Origin of the sequence: Sphingomonas adhaesiva (assembly GCF_036946305.1) — a bacterium.
Taxonomy (GTDB): Bacteria; Pseudomonadota; Alphaproteobacteria; order Sphingomonadales; family Sphingomonadaceae; genus Sphingomonas; species Sphingomonas adhaesiva_B.
The window spans coordinates 370,358-389,944 of the sequence record NZ_JAQIJJ010000002.1 but is presented as its reverse complement, the minus strand read 5'-3'; the positions used below and the strand labels follow the sequence as shown (position 1 = coordinate 389,944).

Sequence of the window (19,587 nt, the reverse complement as noted above, 5' to 3'; positions counted from 1 at the left end):
GGGCGGCGTGAGGCCGTCAGGTCGCCGCCGCGCTGCTCTTGATCGTTCCGTTGACGCCGGCGGGGAAGAAGCCGCCCGCGGTCGCCGTCGTGTTGTTGAGATAGGCGATGTTCAGCACCTGCGCGGGCGTGCGGCTGTACACGATCGCATTCTCGTTGGCGGGCACGATGTTGGACCGCACGCCGTCGCTGGTGGTGACCGGTGCGATCCCCTGGTCGTCGTCGGGCGCGATGCCGCGCACCTTGTCCTCGGTCGGGTTGCCGTCCAGCGCGTCGCGCGCGTCGGAGATGCCGCCGGCGCGGGTGATCGCATTGGGCGTCGGCACCGCGATGCCGCGACGATAGAGCAGCGAGCGGATCGTGGCGGCGTGATACGCCTCCACCGCCAGGATGCCGGCGGCGGCCTCCAGGAACAGCTTGCTGGTGATGAGCGGGGCGGCGCCCTTGTACGCGGTGACGCCGACATCCTCGAACAGGAAGGCGGCGAGGAGGAAATTCTCCTCCGACGCATAAGGATCGAACACCGCGGACGATCCGCTGATCAGCCCGGCGGCGCGCGCCGCGTTGCTGAACGCGCTGGTCGCGCTGACCGACAGGTCGATCGCGGGCTGCGCGATATAGGTGGTGGAGGTCAGCTGCCCGCGCAGGAAGCGGACATGCGCCAGTTCGTCCGCCGCGATCTCGCGCGCATAGGAGGCGAGGTTGGCGTCGGTGAAGGTGACCGCGCGCCCGCCGGTCGCTGCTCCCGCGGTGCCGACCGAGCCGCTGATATCGGCCGAGGCCAGCCCCGCGCCGGTGACCGCGAACGAATAGAAGTTCGCCTCCAGATATTCGAGGTTGAGCGCGAAGTTGACGATGTCGATGTCGGTATAGGCCGTGGTGGCAGTCGGCGTCGGCGTCGGCGTGGGCGTCGCGGTCTGCGCTGCGGCATGGCCCGCCAGCAGCGTCGCGCCCGCGGCCACGCCGGCGGCCTGGGTGAAGAAGGCGCGGCGCGATTCGCGGCGCCGCACGCGGGCGTCGAGCGCCTCCATCATCCGGTCGGAATCGCTCATGCCCTACCCTTTCCTGTCGTCACGCGAACCCGGCTGGACCGGCGATGCTGAACGCCGCCTGTCCGGCCTGGACGTGCCCTAGCGCGGCCGCTGCCGCTACGCCACCGTTCAGAAGGTATATCCCAGACCGACCGCGCCCAGCCACTGGCTGCGCGAACCCGCGATCGCGGTGACCGGCGAGGTGCCGAAGTCGTTGAGCATCCGCTTGTAGCTGCCGCCCGCGATCAGCTTGACGCCCTTCAGCAGGTTGCCGGTCAGCGAATAGGTGCCCGCCAGGCCGATGGTCCAGTGCTTCCACCCGCCGCGCGCAGTGTAGGTGGGCAGCCCGCTCGCCGCCGCGCCCGCCGCATCGACGTCGAAATAGGTGCGCGCGAACCCGCGCTCGACATGTTCGGCCGCGGCGAACAGCCCGACCGCGGCCTTCAGGCTGAGCGGGGTGAAATAATTGACCGAGGGCGTCAGGATGCCGCTCTTGTGGACGCCGTTGACATCGTAGCGGTAGCTGACCGAGGCCGACAGCTTGTCATAGGGGCTGGTCAGCACTCCGGTCTTGCCGATCCCGGCATAGCCGCCCAGCTCGATCGCGGTGCCGCGCTTGCCCAGCGCGCGGACGCGGACGTCGTCGATCGCGTTCAGGTTGCTGCGGTTGAAGTTGATGACGCCGATCGGCCCCGCCTGCACGTCCCAGGTCGGGCCGGGGCGGTTGGGGATCAGGTCGATCGAGGCGCGGTTGCCCAGCACCTGGAACGACAGGTTGCGGAACGACCCGATCGCCGCCGGGCCGGGGACGAGGCGATAGTCGTTCGATCCTTCGTAATCCGGCAGCCACGCGCCGGCGATCGCGACGGTCACGGTGTCGCCGGTCAGTGTCGGATCGGGCGCGGCGATCGGCTCGGCGGGCGCATTGGCGGTCTGGGCGGCGACGGGCATGGCCAGCGCCAGCGCGCCGAGCAGCACGCCGACCCGGGTGGCGCGGAAAATCAAGCTCACGGAAACGTTCCCCTTTGTTTCTGTGCGCCCAACCCGCGTGGGCCGGATTGGCTCCGGCCCGCACGCTCACAGCATATAACGCATCCGGATCTGTTGCGCTTCGGCATCACTGTCGATGCGGAACCGCGCCGCGGTGAAGCGCGGCGGGCCGAAGCGGATCGGGGGATTGCGCGAGAAACCGAAGCCTTCCTTGGGGATGCCCATGAACGTGTCGAGCTTCGCGTTGCCGTTCTCGTCATGGATCACCGCCACGGCATAGTCGCCGCGCGGCAGTGCGCCGAAATGGAGGCCGTGCTGGCCCGCGGGAATCGAGCGCTTCACCGCGTCGCGATCGTCGATGCAATTGGGGAAATTGTCGGGATCAGCGGTCAGGCAGACGCGGATCATCCCCTTGGCCGAGCGCATGTTCTCGACCGACACGTCCAGCGCCGCCAGCGGCGTCGCGCCGATCAGCGGCACGCCCAGCAGCAGCGCCGCCACCACGCGGCGCGCGCGCGCCATGTCGTGCCGGCCCGCGCGCGAAGTCGCCGAGCCCGTCGTCCGTGCCGCACAGTCGATCCCAGAACCGGAAATAGAGGCCATAATTGCACCCGTACCGCTCATGATGCCGCTGGTGGTGGCTGGCGGTGATGAGCCAGCGTCCCACACGTCCCCCCCACATGAAGCGCGGGAACATCTCCCACCCCATATGGTTGGTCACCCCCATAACCGTCATGATCGTCAGCACCAGAGCGAGTGCGACGACATGGATCGGAATCACGAAGACCAGTAGCGGAATGGCCACAGCCCCGGTGACCGCCTCGATCGGGTGGAACGCCATCGCCGCCCAGGCGGTGGGCGGGCGGCTGGCATGGTGGACCGCATGCGCCAGGCGGAACACGCGCGGACGGTGCATCCAGCGATGCGTCCAGTAGAACCAGCTGTCGTGCGCGGCGAGGTACAGGAACACCGACAGCGGCCAATACCATAGCGGCCAGGCGTTCAGGTCGGTGTAGATCCGCGTCCAGCCATGGTGCTGCCAGCCCCAGGCGATGACGCCCGCGGGCGCGCCATAGATGGCGGCGGAGGCGAGGCTCCACGCGATCTCGCGCCGGATCTGCGGATCGAGCCCGGCATAGAGGCCGCGATGCCGCGCGCGCGTGGCGAGCGCGAACCCGCCGCTGGCGGCGAGATACCGCACCGCGACGATCGCCGACATCGCCAGCGCGGACAGCAGGATGGGGACGATCGGCATGGCGGCGGGCGGTGTATCGCGAAACGGGCGGCCGGACCACCATTCCCTCGTCACCCCGGACTTGATCCGGGGTCCCGCCTTTCTTGCGGGGGTGGTGAAGAAGCGGGACCCCGGATCAAGTCCGGGGTGACGGAGTGGAGGAGGCTTTCCCTTTCCGTCATGCCGGACTGGTTCCGGCATCCACCGTGCCGCAAACCTTACGGCCGCTGGACTTGCGGATCGGTGGACCCCGGAACAGGTCCGGGGTGACGGGGCAGGACGGGTAGCATCATCCACTTCGTCACGCCGGGCTCGACCCGGCATCCATCGTGCCGCGAGAGCCGAGGTTGCTGCGTTCGCGGCGCCATGGCCCCCCGGTCAGGCCCGGGGTGACGCTATGGGTGAGCAGGCGTCACGCGGCACACACTTTCGCCGCCGCGCGGGATGGGTTAGCGCTGGCCGCCATGCCCGCGATCCACAAATGCGACCTGGCGATCGTCGGCGGCGGGCTGTCGGGGGCGCTCATCGCGCTGGCGGTGGCGGCGCGGCATCCGCAACTGGACGTGCGGTTGATCGAGCATGACGAGGTCATCGGCGGGAACCATTTCTGGTCGTTCTTCGGCGGCGACGTGGCGGAGGAGGCGCGGCCGCTGCTCGCGCCGCTGATCGCGCATGCCTGGACCGATTACGACGTGCGCTTCCCCGCGCATGCGCGGACGCTGGCGCATCCTTATTACACGATCCGCTCGGCGCGGCTCGATGCACATGTCCGTGCCACGCTGCCGCGGCGTGCGGTCATGACCGGGCGGCGGGTGGTGGCGTGCAGCCCGACCGCGGTGATCCTGTCGGGCGGCGATCGCATCAATGCCACCGGGGTGATCGACGCGCGCGGACCCGCCGACCTGTCGCACCTGGAATGCGGGTGGCAGAAGTTCGTCGGGCGCGAGCTGTCGGTCAGCGCCGGCCATGGCGTCGAGCGGCCGGTGGTGATGGACGCGACGGTCGAGCAGCTCGACGGCTATCGCTTCGTCTATCTGCTGCCGTTCAGTGCGGACACGCTGCTGATCGAGGATACCTATTACAGCGACACGCCCGATCTGGACCGCGCGACCCTGACGCAGCGGATCGACGATTATGCGCGCACGCACGGCTGGACCGCCGGCAATCCGCTGGGCGAGGAGGCGGGCGTGCTGCCGGTCGTGTTCGGCGGCGACTTTCAGGCCTATTGGCGCTCCGGCGGGGAGAAGGTGGCGAAGGCGGGCGCGCGCGCCGGGCTGTTCCACCCCACCACCGGCTATTCGTTGCCCGATGCGGTGCGGCTGGCGCAACTTGTCGCCGCCCAGCGCGATTTTAGCGGAAGCGCGCTGCACGCGCTGACCCATGACCATGCCGCGCGCCTGTGGGCGCAGCGCGGCTTCTACCGGATGCTCGACCTCATGCTGTTCAAGGCCGCCGACCCCGATCAGCGCTATCGCGTGCTGGAACGTTTCTATCGCCTGTCGCCCGCGTTGGTGTCGCGCTTCTACGCCGGGCAATCGACCCTGTGGGACAAGGCGCGCGTGCTGAGCGGCCGGCCGCCGGTGCCGGTCGGGCGTGCGATGTCCGCGCTGCTGGGCGGGGGCGCGGCATGACCCGCGCGGTGGTGGTGGGCGCCGGGTTCGGCGGGCTGGCGCTCGCGATCCGGCTCCAGTCGGCGGGCGTGGCGACGACGATCCTGGAGTCGCGCGACAAGCCGGGCGGGCGCGCCTATTTCTGGGAGAAGGACGGCTTCACCTTCGATGCCGGGCCGACCGTCATCACCGATCCGGCGTGCCTGGAGGAATTGTGGGCACTGTCCGGGCAGCGGATGGCCGACGACGTCGCGCTGGAGCCGGTCCAGCCCTTCTACCGGCTGCATTGGCCCGACGGAACGACGTTCGATTATACCAACGACGACACCTTGCTCCATTCGGAGATCGCGAAGCTGAACCCGGCGGATGTCGCGGGCTATCAGCGGTTCGTCGACTATTCCGCGGGCGTCTATCACGAAGGCTATGAGAAGCTGGGGCATGTCGCCTTCCTCGACTTTGCGTCGATGGTGAAGGCGGCGCCGGCGCTGGCCAAATATCAGGCGTGGCGATCGGTCTATTCGATCGTGTCGAAGTTCGTGGCGGACGAGCGGCTGCGCCAGGCGCTGTCGTTCCACACCCTGCTGGTGGGCGGCAATCCGATGACGACCAGCGCGATCTATGCGCTGATCCACAAATTGGAGCGCGACGGCGGGGTGTGGTTCGCGCGCGGCGGGACCAACCGGCTGGTGGCGGGGATGGTCGCGCTGTTCGAGCGGCTGGGGGGCACGATCCGGCTGGGCGACGCGGTGGCGCGGATCGAGACGCTGGGCGACCGCGTGACCGCGGTGGAGACGCAGGGTGGCTATCGTGCCGAGGTCGACATGCTGGCGGCCAACGCCGACATCATGCACGTCTATCGCGACCTGCTGCCCGGATCGGGCGCGGCGCGGCGCACCGCGGCCTCGCTGGAGCGCAAGCGCTTCTCGCCGTCGCTGTTCGTCGTCCATTTCGGGATCAAGGGGACATGGCCGGGCATCCCGCACCACATGATCCTGTTCGGGCCGCGCTATAAGGGGCTGCTCGACGACATCTACGAACATGGCATGCTGAGCGAGGATTTCTCGCTGTATCTGCACCACCCGACCGTGACCGATCCGGGGCTGGCGCCGGAGGGATGCTCGACCTTCTATGCGCTGGCGCCGGTGCCGCACATGGGCAAGTTCGCTGGCGACTGGGAGACGGTGCGCCCGATCCTGGAGCAGCGCATCCTCGACGAGGTCGGGCGCCGGCTGATCCCCGACATCCACGAGCGGATCGTGACGACGTTCAGCTATGCGCCGACCGATTTCGCGCATGACCTGAACGCGCATCTGGGCAGCGCCTTCTCGCTGGAGCCGATCCTGACGCAAAGCGCCTATTTCCGCGTCCACAATCGCGACGATGCGATCCCGAACCTGTTCTTCACCGGCGCGGGGACGCATCCGGGGGCGGGGATCCCCGGCGTGGTGGGGAGTGCGAAGGCGACCGCGGCGCTGATGCTGGCGGGGCGGTGAGTTGCCCCTCCCTCCGTTCGCCCTGAGGAGAGGCTGAGCTTGTCGAAGCCTCGTCTCGAAGGGGGCATGTACTTCGAGACGGCACTTCGGCAGGCTCAGTGCCTCCTCAGCACGAACGGGGGTGGAGAATTACCCCTCGCCGCGCCGCCGCCAGAGCGACGCGAGCTTTGCGAAACCGATGAACTGCGCACGCAGATACGGGTCGCGGACCTGCGCGACGTCGGCCTTGACCGTCTCCAGGAAGGTGGTGCCGGTGCGGTCCGACGGCATCTGCATCGACCAGCGCGGGAATTCGCGCTCCCCCACATGGATGCGCTGGACATAATCGATCTCGTGATGGCGCACGTCGCGCGCGATCCGCCCCATCGTCGCCTCGACCGCCTCGCGCTCGCCCTCGATCGCCTGGAGGAAGCGCAGCCCGTCGAACAGGAACAGGCCGGTGATGCCGTCGGCCAGGTTGCGATCGGTCGCGACCTCGCACAGCAGCGCCAGCTCCGCCGACGCCAGCGGTCGGGACACCCGGCTCGCATAGATGATCCTGAACACATTCCCCCCGATTTTCATGATGATGGGGGCGAAGGCGGGCGCTGCCTAGTGATCCGCAGCAGCTTGTAATTAAAAGCATGGCCGGCGCGCTCCATTGCCGCCTGCGCGTGCATCCGGTAGCGCCGGGACGATGAAACGCCTTGCCATCTATTGCGGCTCCGCGACGCCGGCCGACCCCTTCTACCTCGATCTGGCGCGCGAGGTGGGGGCGACGCTGGCGCGGCGCGGGATCGGGGTGGTCTATGGCGGCGGGCGGCTGGGATTGATGGGGGCGATCGCGGATTCGGCGCTGGCCGCGGGCGGCGAGGTGATCGGCGTGATCCCGCAGGCGCTGGTCGATGCCGAGGTGGCGCACCGGGGGCTGACCGAGTTGCACGTCGTGCCCGGGATGCACCAGCGCAAGCAGCTGTTCACCGATCTGTCCGACGGTTTCGTCACGCTGCCGGGGGGCACCGGCACGATGGACGAATTGTGGGAGGCGCTGAGCTGGGCGCAGCTGGGCTATCATGCCGACCCCGTCGGGCTGCTCAACGCGCGCGGTTATTACGATCATCTCGTCGCCTTCTGGACGCAGATGGCGCAGGTCGGCTTCCTGCGCGCGCAGCATCGCGACCTGCTGATCGTGGGCGACACGCTGGACGCGCTGCTCGACCGGATGGGCGCGCATGTGCCGACGCAGCCGATCGTGCGCATGGACGCGGGCGACCTGTGACGATGGATCGCGCCGCACTGGTGGAGGCGGCGCGCGAATCGATCGCGAAGGGATCGAAGAGCTTCGCCGCGGCCTCGACGCTGTTTGCGCCGGCGGTGCGCGAGCGGGCGTGGCTGCTCTATGCGTGGTGCCGGCGGTGCGACGATCTGGTCGACGGGCAGGATCACGGCCACGATCGCGTCGTGGTGAGCGACGCGCGCGAGCGGGTGGCGCAGGTGCGCGCGATGAGCGAGGCGGCGCTGCGGGGCGAGGAAACCGGCGATCCGGCGTTCGACGCGCTGGGCGTGGTGGCGGCGGAGACGCGGCTGCCGGCGCGTTACGTCCACGACCTGATCGACGGGTTCCAGCTCGATGCCGACGACTGGATGCCGCGCAGCGAGGACGACCTGTACCGTTATTGCTACCATGTCGCGGGCGCGGTCGGGTGCATGATGGCGATCGTGATGGGGGTGCCGCCGGAGGACGAGGCGACGCTCGACCGCGCCTGCGACCTGGGGCTGGCGTTCCAGCTCGCCAATATCGCGCGCGATATCGAGGAGGATGACCGCGTCGCGCGCTGCTATCTGCCGGTCGAATGGCTGGTGGAAATGGACATGCCGCCCGGCCAGCACATGAAGCCGCCGTTCCGCGACCGGCTGGTGGTGCTCGCCCGCCGGCTGGCGACGCGCGCGGCGCGGCACGAGGCGAGCGCGCGGGTGGGGGCCAAGGCGCTGTCGTTCCGCTCCGCCTGGGCGGTGCTGGCGGCGGCGGGAATCTATGGCGACATCGCGCGCACGGTCGCGGCGCGCGGGCGCCATGCGTGGGACCATCGCGTGACGACGGGCAAGGCGGCGAAGCTGGCGTGGATCGCGCGCGCCGCGGTGCAGGCGGCGCGGCGCGGGGCGATCGCGGACGTGCCGCGGGATCCGGGGTTGTGGACGCGGGGGCGGTAGGAACGGTCACGCATCCACCTCCGTTCGCCCTGAGGAGAGGCTGAGCCTGTCGAAGCCTCGACTCGAAGGGTATGCGCTTGTGCTTCGAGACGGCGCTTCGACAGGCTCAGCGCCTCCTCAGCACGAACGGATGTTGAGGGCGGCCCTCACCAGAGGATTACTCCTCGTCGATCCCCCAGTTCAGCCCGCGCGAGATCGCGGGATCGGCCACCGCGGTGACCAGATACGCCACGAACTGCTTCGCCCGCTGCCACCAGCCGGTCGCGGCGATATACGCCGGCAGCGTCACCTCGCGCGAGCGTGCGATCTCGGCATCGACATAGCCGCGCACGTGCCGTGCGAAGGCGCGATTCTCGACGCGCAGCATCAGCTCCAGGTTGATGAACAGGCTGCGCATGTCGAAATTGGCGCTGCCGATCCAGACGGTGTCGTCGATCACGTACAGCTTCGTATGCAGCTTCGTCGGCAGATATTCGAACACGCGCACGCCCCGGCGCAGCAGCCCGGCATAGGTGAAGCGCGCCGCGGCGATGGTGACGTTGTTGTCGGACGTCGACGCAGTGACGATCCGCACCGCGGCGCGGCGGCGGCCCGCCTTCTCGATCCGGCGCAACAGCATCGGGCTGGGGGTGAAATAGCCCGCGATCATGTCGATCGTGCGCGCGTGGTGCATGTCGTGGCGGATCGCGCGCGCCCAGGGCGACAGCCGCCGCGTCGGCCCGCCGATCGTCCAGCGCAGCCGCCCCTGCGTCTCGCTCCATCGCGCCAGCGCGCGGTTGAGGCGGCGGATCTTGCCGCCGTCGCGGATACCGTCGTGGAGCGCATCGAAATAGCCCGCCATCCGCGCCGCCGCCGGCCCCTCCAGCAGCAGCCCCAGGTCGCGCCAGGCGTGCTGCGCGGGCGTGCCGAAATAATCGTCCTCGATATTGAACCCGCCGATGATGATCCGCGCGTCTCCTTCCGCATCGGCGAGCGCCAGCTTCTGGTGGTTGCGCAGCAGGTAGCGGCGTCCGAAGCGGGGCGAGAAGCGGCACAGCGACACGCCCGCCTCCTCCAGCGGGCGGAAGAAGTCGCTGTCCGCCGACGCGCCGAAGCCATCGACGATCAGCGCGACCTGAACCCCGCGGCCCGCCGCCGCGATCAGCGCGGCGTTGACGCGCTGCCCGGTCGCATCGTCGGCATAGATGTAATAGAGGATGCGCAGCGACGTTCGGGCGCCGTCGATCAGCGCCAGCAGCGCGTCGAGCCGGCGCGGGCCGGTATCGAGCAGCGTCAGCCGGTTGCCGTCGACCGCGAAGCTGGGCTGGGGGGCGGCATCGTTCATCGCCGGGGGATGGGGTGCGCGCGACGCCGTGGCAAGGGGCGCGCTTTTCTTGACGGATCGCGCCGCGGCCGCTAGGGACCGATGCTTCCCTAAGCTTACCGACAAGAGGATACGCGATGGCGCGCGTCACCGTCGAGGATTGCGTCGACAAGATCCCCAACCGTTTCGATCTGGTCCTGCTCGCCGCGCAGCGCGCGCGTCAGGTGTCGGGGGGCGCGGAACTGACCATCGATCGCGACCGCGACAAGAACCCGGTTGTGGCGCTGCGCGAGATCGCCGAAGAGACGATCAAGCCCAAGGACCTGCACGAATCGGCGGTGCAGAGCCTGCAGCGCGTCCAGATCGACGACGAGGAAGAGGCCGACGAGATCGGCAGCCTGGCGGCATCGGCCGAGGCGCTGCGCCTGACCGCGGTGGCACCGCCGCGCAACCAGAATCTGGGCGCCGACTACGACGGCTGAGGCCATCGGCGTGTCCGGTTGAAGGGCCGGCGTTCCCGTGGGGAGCGCCGGCCTTTTCGCGTTTTCGTCATGCGGGGTTTGACCCGGCATCCAAGGGTCCGCGCATGTTGCCGGCGGCGGCGGCGTGCGCGGACGGATGGACCCCGGATCACGTCCGGGGTGACGGTGTCGGGATGGCGCCGAACGAGCAACGAGCCTGTGGCGTGCGGAACCCTGGATGCCGGAAGAGTCCGGCATGACGGGGTGGGTGGGGTGAGCGGACCATCACAACCAACGCGTCACCCCGGCCTCGAGCCGGGGTCCCGCTTCTTTGGCGACGCGGGCGAGAAAGCGGGACCCCGGCTCAAGGCCGGGGTGACAGGGGAAGGGAACGAACGGGACGACGCCCCGGATCAATGCCGAAAGTGGCGCATCCCGGTGAAGACCATCGCCAGCCCCGCCTCGTTCGCCGCGGCGATCACGTCGGCGTCGCGGATCGAGCCGCCGGGCTGGATCACCGCGGTCGCCCCCGCCTCGACCGCGGCCAGCAGCCCGTCGGCGAAGGGGAAGAAGGCGTCGGACGCCACCGCGGAGCCGATCGTGCGCGGGGTCGACCAGCCTGCCTTGTCGGCGGCGTCCTTCGCCTTCCATGCCGCGATGCGGGCCGATTCGAGCCGGTTCATCTGGCCCGCGCCGACGCCGGCGGTGCTGCCGTCCTTGGCATAGACGATCGCGTTCGACTTGACGTGCTTGGCGACCGTCCAGGCGAACAGGCAGTCGGCCAGTTCCTGCTCGGTCGGCTGCCGCTCGGTCACGACCTTCAGGTCGGCGGGCAGCACCCGCCCGGCGTCGCGCGACTGGACCAGCCAGCCGCCCGCGATCGACTTCGCCACCAGCCCGGCACGCGCCGGGTCGGGCAGTTCGCCGGTCAGCAGCAGGCGCAGGTTCTTCTTCGCGGCGAACAGCGCGATCGCCTCCTCGTCGGCGTCGGGCGCGACCACTACTTCGGTGAAGATGCCGGTGATCGCCTCTGCGGTGGCGCGGTCGAGTGCGCGGTTGACCGCAATGATGCCGCCGAACGCGCTGACCGTGTCGCACGCGAACGCGGCTTCATACGCTTCCGCCAGCGTCGCCGCGGTGGCGACGCCGCAGGGGTTGGCGTGCTTGACGATGACGCAGGACGGACCGGCGTCGCGGAACTCCGCGATCAGCTCCAGCGCCGCATCGGCATCGTTGTAATTGTTGTAGCTGAGCGCCTTGCCCTGCACCTGCCGCGCCTGCCCGATGCCGCGCGCGGCGAGGCCAGTGGCGGCGTAGAAGGAGGCGGTCTGGTGCGGGTTCTCGCCATAGCGCAGCTCCGGCCCGGCGCGCTTCAGCGTCAGCGGCAGCGTGTCGGGGAAGGTCATCCCCTGATCGGCGAAGGCGAACCAGCTGGCGATCGCGGCGTCATACTCGGCGGTCAGCGCGAACGCCTTGGCGGCGAGGCGCTTGCGGTTGGCGAGCGTCGTCTCGCCGCTCGCCACCAGCGGATAGTCGGCAGGGTCGGTGACGATCGCGACATAGGCGTGGTTCTTCGCCGCGGAGCGGACCATCGAGGGGCCGCCGATGTCGATATTCTCGACGATCTCGTCGCGGTCGGCACCCTTCGCCACGGTCTGCTGGAAGGGGTAGAGGTTGACGACGACCAGGTCGATCGCGCCGATATCATGTTCCTGCATCGAGGCGGCGTGCGCCTCGTCATCGCGCACCGCGAGCAGGCCGCCGTGGACCTTGGGGTGGAGCGTCTTGACGCGGCCGTCCATCATCTCGGGGAAGCCGGTGAGGTCGCTGATGTCCTTCACCGTCAGCCCGGCCTCGCGCAGCGCCTTGGCGGTGCCGCCGGTGGAGACCAGCTCCACGCCGTTGCCGGCAAGCGCGGTGGCGAGATCGACGATGCCGGTCTTGTCGGAGACGGAGAGAAGGGCGCGCTGGATCGGGATGGTCGTCATGCGCGCGGCCCTAGAAGGTGCGGGGCGGTGGCTCAAGCCTTCGCGTGTCGTTACGTCACCCCAGCGCAGGCTGGGGTCTTTGCGTGGGCGCGCGGAGCGTCTCCTAACCGGAAAATCCCAGCCTGCGCTGGGATGACATTGGACGGCTGGCTCTACCGCGCCTTCTTCATGACCCAGCCGATGCTGGCGCCGCCCGCGGGCGCATGGCCCTGCACCACGATCTGGCGGATCGAGACGAGGCGGCCGAGCGGGTCGCTCCACAGGCTGTCCTCGATCGCCAGTGTCTCGTTTCTGGTGCGGAAATGCCAGAAGGCGCCGCCGGGGGTGCGCAGCATCGCCGCCTGCCCGTCCGCGGTGGCCACCGCCTCGACGCCTGGGCCGAGATGGAAACGCAAGGTGAAGGGCGTGCCCGATCCGCCGCCGCGGCGGTGCCACCCGCTGCGCTGGACCGGCAGCAGCGAATCCTCGCCGCGCAGCTCGCGTCCGTCGCTGGTCAGCAGCAGCTGGCGGCGGTGGTGGAAGCCATGGTGGCGGGCATAGCCGTCGTGCTTCGCCTCGATGCGGCTGCCGGCTTCCGATTCCTGCCGCGACAGTTCGACCTCGCCGACGCCGCGGCCCAGCGTGCCGTCGGGGTTGATCGCGGTGGAGTTGCTGTCGGCGATCACCAGCGTGGAGTGCGCCGCGGTGGTGCGCAGCCCGTCGGCGAGCGAGGGCGAGACGCGGACCCCGGCGTGGCGCGCGCCGCCGCAATTGACCACCAGCCGCTCCGCCCCGTCCGAAAACTCGAACGCCAGCGTGGAAGCGCAGCCGCCGTCGGCGACCTCCGCGGTGGGGGGCGGGGCGGCGTCCATCACGACGATCGCGGCGCCGGCGGCCAGCCGCTGATAGCCCCATTCGCGCGACTGGCGCAGCGGGCGGCCATAGGCACCGCTGGCGAGCAGCACGTCGTTGATATGCGTGGCGCCGAGCGGGAGGCCGCCCTGCCAGCTGGACAGCCCGCCATCGCCCATCACGGTGCCGAGCAGCGCGGGCGTCATCCGCGCCATCGCGCGCTGGATCGCATCGGGCAGCGACTGGCGCCGCGCATCATAGGCGGCGCGCAACGTGCCGATCAGCGCCAGCGCCTCCAGCAAGGCGGCAGGCGAGCGGGTGACGGTGCCGCCGTCCTCCGACAAGGCGGTCGACAGCGCGCGCTGGAACCCCGCCTCGCCGAAGGTCAGCCGCGTCTCGCCCGCGGGGATCAGCAGCCCGGCGACGATCACCGCGGCCCAGGCGGCGAGCCGCGGGGTGCCGACCGCGGCCTTGTCCGCGGTGCGATCGAGGTGGCGGGCGGCGCGCGCGATGCCGTTCAGCAGGCGCGAGCGGAAGATGAGGTCGGTCGAGGACAGCAGCAGCGAGGCGTGGAAGATCCACATCACCAGTCGCTCGGCGGTCACGTCCGGGCGCCACGCCGGGTCCGACACGCGATCGGCATGCGCGGCGAGCCAGCGCGCGGTCAGCGCCTCCGCCACCGGCACAGTGCGCGCGCGGTCGCCGACCGCGTCGAGGTCGCGCAGCCAGGCGAAACCATGCGCATAATCGGTGAAGGCGGAGGTATCGGAGAGCCGGGCGAAATCGAGCCGGTCGAGCGCGACGCGCTCCCCGCCGCCGACCATGACGCCGTCGAGCAGCGCCTGCCCCGCGCCCGCATTCCCCGGCAGCGGATCGACCGGGGTCGCGATCAGCCGGATCGGGTGGCGCCCGTCGAGCCGGCGGTCGTGGAGCGGAGTGCGCCACGTCAGCCGCTCGAAATAATGCGCGATGCGGTGGGTGAGCGACAGCGCGCCGTGCGGCGCCACCTTGATGAGCCGCTTGCCCTGATCGATGCTGTCGGGCGCTGGGGCGGGGGCCGGCTCCGTCATCCCCCGCGCAGCGCCCGGATGTTCTCGGCGTATTTCTCCGCGCCGCCGCGGAAGGTAGCGGTGCCCGCGACGAGTGCGTCGGCCCCGGCATCGATGCACTGGCGCGCGGTGGCGACATCGACGCCGCCGTCGACCTCCAGGTCGATGTCGCGCCCCGACTGGTCGATCAGCTTGCGGATCGCGGCGATCTTCCTGAGCTGGCTGGGGATGAAATGCTGCCCGCCGAAGCCGGGATTGACGCTCATCACCAGCACCAGATCGACCATGTCGATCAGGTAATCGAGCATCTTGGCCGGCGTGCCGGGGTTCAGCACCACGCCCGCGCGCTTGCCCAGCCCCTTGATATGCTGGAGCGTGCGGTGGATGTGCGGCCCCGCCTCGGGATGGACGGTGATCGTGTCCGCACCCGCCTCCGCAAAGGCGTCGAGATAGGCGTCGACGGGGGAGATCATCAGGTGGACGTCGAACGGCTTCGTCGTGTGCGGACGCAGCGCCTTCACCACCGCGGGGCCGATCGTGATGTTGGGGACGAAATGGCCGTCCATGACGTCGACATGGATCCAGTCCGCACCGGCGGCGTCGATCGCGCGCACCTCCTCGCCCAGCTTGGCGAAATCGGCGGAGAGGATGGACGGCGCGATGCGGACGGGCTTGGTCATGATGGCGCCTCCGTTAGCGTGGTCCGGCGTCAGGCGGAAGCGCGTCGAACGCGCGCGATGAAGAAGCCGTCGCAACCGCCCGCCTCCTCCAGCGTGCCGGGCAGCGTGCGGACCCAGCCGCGGTCGGTGGTGGGGATGCCGGGGGGCAGCTCGCCCGCGACGGGCGGCGCGAGCGTGAAATCGGCGCGTGCCGCGAGGAGACGGTCGAGCTGGTCCTCGCCCTCCGCCGGTTCCAGCGAGCAGGTGGCATAGACCAGCGTCCCGCCCGGCGCGACCCAGTCGGCGGCGCGCGACAGGATGCGCGCCTGCACCTGCGCCATATCGGCGACGACGCCGGGGTGCGCGCGGTGGAGCACGTCGGGATGGCGGCGGAAGATGCCGGTCGCGCTGCACGGCGCATCCACCAGCACCGCCGGGGCGGGGGCGTCCGGCTGCCAGTCGAGCACGTCGGCGATGGCGATGTCGAACGGCAGCGCCATGCGCGCGCGATTGTCGCGAAGTCGCGCGGCGCGACTTTCCGACGCATCGACCGCGGTGACGCGCCAGCCCGCGGCGGCGAGCTGGAGCGTCTTGCCACCCGGCGCGGCGCACAGGTCGAGCGCCGTGCCGTCCCCATGGCCGAGCAGGCGCGCGGGCAGCGAGGCGGCGAGATCCTGCACCCAGAAGGCGCCCTCGTCATAGCCGGGCAGTGCGGCGATGTCGGTGCCGGACGGCACGCGGCGATGCGCCGGCGCGAGCGACGGCGCGTCGATCGGGTCCCAGTCGGGGTCGCGCAGCGACAGGTCGATCGGCGGCGGCGCGGCGATGGCGCGTGCGGCGGCCTCGACCATCTCCTCGCCCCAGGCGGCGCGCCAGCGTTCGGCGACCGCCGCCGGCAGCGTCGGCACCGCGGGCAAGGCCGCCTCGCCGCGGATCAGCGTGCCGAAGACGCCATGGACCAGCTTGCGTGGTCCGCCGTCGACCAGCGGCAGGACGGTGGCGATCGCGGCATGCGGCGGGGTACCCAGCGACAGCGCCTGCACCAGCGCGATACGCAGGGCGAACCGCGCCTTGGCATCGTCGGGCAGCCGCTGGCGCGTCGCGCTGTCGATCAGCGCGTCGAGATCGGGCAGGCGGCGCAGCGTCTCCGCGGCGATGGCATGGGCGAGGCCACGGTCGGGGCCGCCGTGGAGCGCGCGGGTCGCCATCGGCAGCGCAGCCTCCAGCGCTTCGCCCCGGCGCAGCACCGCGTCGAGCAGCCGCAATGCGGCACGGCGCGCCGGCGTGCCGAGCGGATCGGGGCCGCCCTTGACCTGCCCCCTGACCTGTTGCGGACGCGCCACGTCAGGCGAGCGGGTCGAGCGCGCTGGCGCGGCGGCGCGTGACGGGAACGGAGGCGGCAGGCGGGATGGCGCTGGAAGACACGGGCATCCCCATCTCCTGCGCGATCTGTGCCAGCGCGGCAATGCGATTGTCGGTATCCGGGTGGGTGGAGAACAGGCTGTCGGCCGAGCGACCGGGAACGATGTACAGCTGCTGCGCGGCGGGAACGCGCGTCGCGGTCGCACCGGGGATGATGCTGGCGCCGTGCTGCAGCTTGGCGAGCGCGCTGGCCAGCGCACGCGGGTTGCCGCTGATCTCCGCACCGGCGCGGTCGGCGCCATATTCGCGCGTGCGGCTGATCGCCATCTGCACGATCATCGCCGCGAAGGGCGCCACCAGCACCGCCAGGATGCCGGCCCAGCCCGGCCCGCGCCCCTCCCCGCCGCGGAAGAACAGGCCGACGTTCGCGAGCATCGACACCGCGCCCGCGATCGTCGCGACCATCGTCATGATCAGCGTGTCGCGGTTGCGGACATGCCCCAGTTCGTGCGCCATCACGCCCGCGATCTCCTCGCGGGTCAGCAGGTCGAGAAGGCCAGTGGTCGCGGCGACCGCGGCATTCGCCGGATTGCGCCCGGTGGCGAAGGCGTTGGGCGAGGGATCGTCGACGATATAGACGCGCGGCATCGGCAGGTTCGCGCGCCGCGCCAGCTCGCGCACCAGCCCGACGAACTCGGGCGCGCTGGCGTCGTCGACCTCGCGCGCGTGGTGCATCGACAGCACGATGCGGTCGGCGTTCCAGAAGGTGAAGAGGTTCATGCCCGCCGCGACCAGCAGCGCGATCACCGCCCCGCCGGCGCCGCCCAGCGTATAGCCGAGCGCCATGAAGAGGGCGGTCAGCGCGGCGAGCAACATGGTCGTCTTGAAGCCGTTCATGCCGGACAATATGTGGCCCTGCGTCACGCGCTTCAATCGGAGGACCCCATGGGCCAGCGCCCCGACCATGTGAAGCCGCCCGCCTATCTGTCGCCCAACCCGCCGGTGCCGGTGCCGGAGAAGGTCGAGCGGCCGGACGAGGACCCGCTGGGCCGCGACCCGGTGCGCTACGGCGACTGGGAGCGGAAGGGGATCGCGGTCGATTTTTGACTCCTCGTCACCCCGGCCTTGAGCCGGGGTCCCGCTTTTACGACGGTGACGAAGAAGCGGGACCCCGGGGTCAAGCCCGGGGTGACGTAAAGATCACTCCTCCCGCAACGGCCGCGCCAGCAGCGCGTCGATCACCTCGCGCACTTCCGCGCCGTCGAGCAGGCGGCAGACCGCGTCGGTGATCGGCATCTCCACCCCCATGGCGTGCGCCACCTCGCGCAGGACGGGGGCGGTGAAGGCACCCTCCGCGACGGTGCGGCGGTTGGTCATCAGCGCCGCCGCCGCCTCGCCGCGGCCGATACCGGCGCCCAGCGAGAAGTTGCGCGAGGCGGTGGAGGAGCAGGTCAGCACCAGATCCCCCAGCCCCGACAGCCCCGCGAGCGTCTCCGCGCGTGCGCCCTTGGCGAGGCCGAAGCGGGTCATCTCCGCGAAGCCGCGCGCGATCAGCGCGGCGCGCGCATTCTGTCCCAGACCGGCGCCGTCGACCACGCCGCACGCGATCGCCAGCACGTTCTTCACCGCGCCGCCGATCTCCGCGCCGATGACGTCGCCGGTGGCATAGGGGCGGAAATGCGGCGCGGCGATCGCGGTCGCCAGCAGCGCGCGCGTCGCCTCTTCCTCGCCCGCCAGCGTCACGGCGGTGGGCAGGCCGCGCGCGACCTCGTGCGCGAAGGTGGGGCCGGACAGCACCAGCACCGGCGAGGCGGGGTGCTGCTCCTGCGCCACCTCGCTCATCAGCCGGTGGGTATGCGCCTCGATCCCCTTGCAGCAGACGACCAGCGGCTGCGTAGTGGCGGGGAGCTGCGCCAGCACGCTGCGCATCGCCTGCGCCGGAGTGACGATCAGGGTCGCGGCGGTATCGGCCAGCTCGTTCAGGTCGCCGGTGGCGCGGATATGGGGGGAGAGCGGGATGCCGGGCAGGTAGCCGTCGTTGCGATGCGTGGCATTGATCGCCGCGACCAGCGCCGGATCGCGCGCCCACAGCCGCACCGCGTGTCCGTTGGCGGCGGCGACCTGCGCCAGCGCGGTGCCCCAGGCGCCCGCGCCCACGACGCCGATCGCGCGACTCATGCCTTGACGCCCGCGCCGCGCACCTTCTCCGCCTTCGGGTCGAGCGGCCAGCGCGGGCGTGCGGCGACGTCGAGCGGATCGGTATAGCCCGCGGCGAACCGCTCCGCGCCGGCCCAGGCGATCATCGCGGCATTGTCGGTACACAGCCACGACGGCGGCGCGACGAAGCGCAGGCCGTGCCGCTCGGCGAGGTCGCGCAGCCCCGCGCGCACCGCGCCATTGGCGGCGACCCCGCCCGCCACCACCAAAGCGGTGGCGTCGCCGGCCTGCGCGATGGCGCGCGTGGTGCGGTCGAGCAGGCAGTCGACCACCGCCGCCTGAAAGCTGGCGGCGACATCCGCCGCGGCATGATCGGGCGCGGCGCGCGCCACCGCGGCCTTCAGCCCGGCGAAGGAGAAATGCGGCTCGGCCGAGCCCTTCAGCGGACGCGGCAGCGGGACGGCGCGCGGGTCGCCGTCCGCCGCGGCGCGCTCGACCGCGGGACCGCCGGGGAAGCCGAGGCCGAGGATCTTGGCGGTCTTGTCGAACGCCTCGCCCACCGCATCGTCGATCGTGGTGGCGAGACGGCGATAGGCGCCGACCCCCTCGACCAGCAGCAATTGGCAATGCCCGCCCGACACCAGCAGCAGCAGATAGGGGAAGGCGAGGTCGGGATCGGCCAGCCGCGGGCTGAGCGCATGTCCCTCCAGATGATTGACCGCGATCAACGGCTTGCCTGCGGCGTGGGCCAGCGCCTTGCCGGTGACCAGCCCGACCATCACCCCGCCGATCAGCCCCGGCCCGGCGGTGGCGGCGATCGCGTCGACGTCCGCGAGCGTGACGTTCGCGTCGGCGAGCGCGGCGGCGATCAGCGGCTCCAGCGCCTCGACATGCGCGCGCGCGGCGATTTCCGGGACGACGCCGCCGAACGGACGGTGCGCCGCCTCCTGCCCGGCGAGGCGATGGGCGAGCACCTGCCGCTCGCCGGTGACGAGCGCGGCGGCGGTTTCGTCGCACGAGGATTCGAGGCCGAGGATGAGCATGGGGGGGATGTAGGGGATTGTGCCCCCCTTCTTAAAGCCCCTCCCCTTCAGGGGAGGGGTTGGGGGTGGGGGAGGTTTCACCGAGATTGTCGCTCGTGACTGCCCCACCCCAACCCCTCCCCTGAAGGGGAGGGGCTTTTTGTCGCGGTAGTTGCGACCGGCACCGCAACCCGGCAAGGGAACCCTT

19 protein-coding genes are annotated in these 19,587 nt (G+C 70.7%); 6 read left to right on the top strand and 13 right to left on the bottom strand.

Annotated elements, in window-relative coordinates; translation table 11 throughout:
• Nucleotides 1-16: 16 nt before the first annotated feature.
• The 4 genes from PGN14_RS02065 to PGN14_RS02050 form a co-directional block, all read right to left on the bottom strand.
• On the bottom strand, nucleotides 17-1,051 hold the full coding sequence (locus PGN14_RS02065; protein ID WP_335297744.1) for a ferritin-like domain-containing protein: 1,035 nt from the start codon (nucleotides 1,049-1,051) through the stop codon (nucleotides 17-19).
• Between the two features lie 108 nt (nucleotides 1,052-1,159).
• The gene (locus PGN14_RS02060) at nucleotides 1,160-1,981 is read right to left on the bottom strand and encodes a MipA/OmpV family protein (protein WP_443019442.1); all 822 of its coding nucleotides are present in this window, start codon (nucleotides 1,979-1,981) and stop codon (nucleotides 1,160-1,162) included.
• A 126-nt stretch (nucleotides 1,982-2,107) separates the two neighbouring features.
• Nucleotides 2,108-2,494 carry a DUF2141 domain-containing protein gene (locus PGN14_RS02055; RefSeq protein ID WP_335298031.1) on the bottom strand — a complete coding sequence of 129 codons (387 nt, stop codon included), beginning with the start codon at nucleotides 2,492-2,494 and terminating at the stop codon, nucleotides 2,108-2,110.
• Nucleotides 2,403-3,275 (bottom strand): sterol desaturase family protein, encoded by an 873-nt coding sequence (locus PGN14_RS02050; protein ID WP_335298030.1) that lies wholly within the window; start codon nucleotides 3,273-3,275, stop codon nucleotides 2,403-2,405. The genes PGN14_RS02055 and PGN14_RS02050 overlap by 92 nt, the downstream gene beginning before the upstream one ends.
• Nucleotides 3,276-3,718: 443 nt before the next feature.
• On the opposite strand from PGN14_RS02050, the gene crtY reads away from it, so the two are divergent.
• A complete protein-coding gene (crtY, locus tag PGN14_RS02045) occupies nucleotides 3,719-4,885 on the top strand; it encodes a lycopene beta-cyclase CrtY (RefSeq protein ID WP_335297742.1) in 1,167 nt (388 codons plus the stop codon).
• Nucleotides 4,882-6,357, top strand: coding sequence for a phytoene desaturase (locus tag PGN14_RS02040; RefSeq protein WP_335297741.1), 1,476 nt, complete (start codon nucleotides 4,882-4,884; stop codon nucleotides 6,355-6,357). The genes crtY and PGN14_RS02040 overlap by 4 nt, the downstream gene beginning before the upstream one ends.
• A gap of 129 nt (nucleotides 6,358-6,486) precedes the next feature.
• Here the strand turns inward: PGN14_RS02040 and PGN14_RS02035 are convergent, their stop codons facing one another.
• Nucleotides 6,487-6,921 (bottom strand): BLUF domain-containing protein, encoded by a 435-nt coding sequence (locus tag PGN14_RS02035; RefSeq protein WP_335297740.1) that lies wholly within the window; start codon nucleotides 6,919-6,921, stop codon nucleotides 6,487-6,489.
• A gap of 112 nt (nucleotides 6,922-7,033) precedes the next feature.
• On the opposite strand from PGN14_RS02035, the gene PGN14_RS02030 reads away from it, so the two are divergent.
• Nucleotides 7,034-7,615: a TIGR00730 family Rossman fold protein gene (locus PGN14_RS02030; RefSeq protein WP_335297739.1), complete on the top strand. Its 582-nt coding sequence runs from the start codon at nucleotides 7,034-7,036 to the stop codon at nucleotides 7,613-7,615.
• 2 nt (nucleotides 7,616-7,617) lie between these two features.
• Complete coding sequence (locus tag PGN14_RS02025) at nucleotides 7,618-8,547, top strand: phytoene/squalene synthase family protein (protein ID WP_335298029.1); 930 nt, start codon at nucleotides 7,618-7,620, stop codon at nucleotides 8,545-8,547.
• Nucleotides 8,548-8,704: 157 nt separating this feature from the next.
• Here the strand turns inward: PGN14_RS02025 and PGN14_RS02020 are convergent, their stop codons facing one another.
• Nucleotides 8,705-9,871, bottom strand: a complete 1,167-nt coding sequence (locus PGN14_RS02020) for a phospholipase D-like domain-containing protein (RefSeq protein WP_335297738.1) — start codon at nucleotides 9,869-9,871, stop codon at nucleotides 8,705-8,707.
• A gap of 116 nt (nucleotides 9,872-9,987) precedes the next feature.
• On the opposite strand from PGN14_RS02020, the gene rpoZ reads away from it, so the two are divergent.
• Nucleotides 9,988-10,332 (top strand): DNA-directed RNA polymerase subunit omega, encoded by a 345-nt coding sequence (rpoZ, locus tag PGN14_RS02015; protein ID WP_335297737.1) that lies wholly within the window; start codon nucleotides 9,988-9,990, stop codon nucleotides 10,330-10,332.
• A 392-nt stretch (nucleotides 10,333-10,724) separates the two neighbouring features.
• Here rpoZ and purH read toward each other — a convergent pair whose 3' ends face one another.
• From purH to PGN14_RS01990, 5 genes are all read right to left on the bottom strand, one after another.
• Nucleotides 10,725-12,299, bottom strand: coding sequence for a bifunctional phosphoribosylaminoimidazolecarboxamide formyltransferase/IMP cyclohydrolase (purH, locus tag PGN14_RS02010; RefSeq protein ID WP_335297736.1), 1,575 nt, complete (start codon nucleotides 12,297-12,299; stop codon nucleotides 10,725-10,727).
• A 152-nt stretch (nucleotides 12,300-12,451) separates the two neighbouring features.
• The gene (locus PGN14_RS02005; RefSeq protein ID WP_335297735.1) at nucleotides 12,452-14,200 is read right to left on the bottom strand and encodes a heparinase II/III family protein; all 1,749 of its coding nucleotides are present in this window, start codon (nucleotides 14,198-14,200) and stop codon (nucleotides 12,452-12,454) included.
• A complete protein-coding gene (gene rpe / locus PGN14_RS02000) occupies nucleotides 14,197-14,859 on the bottom strand; it encodes a ribulose-phosphate 3-epimerase (RefSeq protein WP_335297734.1) in 663 nt (220 codons plus the stop codon). Before rpe ends, PGN14_RS02005 begins: the two co-directional genes overlap by 4 nt.
• 29 nt (nucleotides 14,860-14,888) lie before the next feature.
• Nucleotides 14,889-16,181 (bottom strand): RsmB/NOP family class I SAM-dependent RNA methyltransferase, encoded by a 1,293-nt coding sequence (locus tag PGN14_RS01995; RefSeq protein ID WP_335297733.1) that lies wholly within the window; start codon nucleotides 16,179-16,181, stop codon nucleotides 14,889-14,891.
• A 1-nt stretch (nucleotide 16,182) separates the two neighbouring features.
• Nucleotides 16,183-17,097 carry a M48 family metalloprotease gene (locus PGN14_RS01990; protein WP_335298028.1) on the bottom strand — a complete coding sequence of 305 codons (915 nt, stop codon included), beginning with the start codon at nucleotides 17,095-17,097 and terminating at the stop codon, nucleotides 16,183-16,185.
• 48 nt (nucleotides 17,098-17,145) lie between these two features.
• On the opposite strand from PGN14_RS01990, the gene PGN14_RS01985 reads away from it, so the two are divergent.
• Nucleotides 17,146-17,307, top strand: coding sequence for a DUF1674 domain-containing protein (locus PGN14_RS01985; RefSeq protein WP_335297732.1), 162 nt, complete (start codon nucleotides 17,146-17,148; stop codon nucleotides 17,305-17,307).
• A 93-nt stretch (nucleotides 17,308-17,400) separates the two neighbouring features.
• On the opposite strand, the gene PGN14_RS01980 is transcribed toward PGN14_RS01985, so the two are convergent.
• The gene (locus PGN14_RS01980; RefSeq protein ID WP_335297731.1) at nucleotides 17,401-18,378 is read right to left on the bottom strand and encodes an NAD(P)H-dependent glycerol-3-phosphate dehydrogenase; all 978 of its coding nucleotides are present in this window, start codon (nucleotides 18,376-18,378) and stop codon (nucleotides 17,401-17,403) included.
• Nucleotides 18,375-19,400: a tRNA (adenosine(37)-N6)-threonylcarbamoyltransferase complex transferase subunit TsaD gene (gene tsaD / locus PGN14_RS01975; RefSeq protein WP_335297730.1), complete on the bottom strand. Its 1,026-nt coding sequence runs from the start codon at nucleotides 19,398-19,400 to the stop codon at nucleotides 18,375-18,377. Before tsaD ends, PGN14_RS01980 begins: the two co-directional genes overlap by 4 nt.
• Nucleotides 19,401-19,587 lie beyond the last annotated feature (187 nt).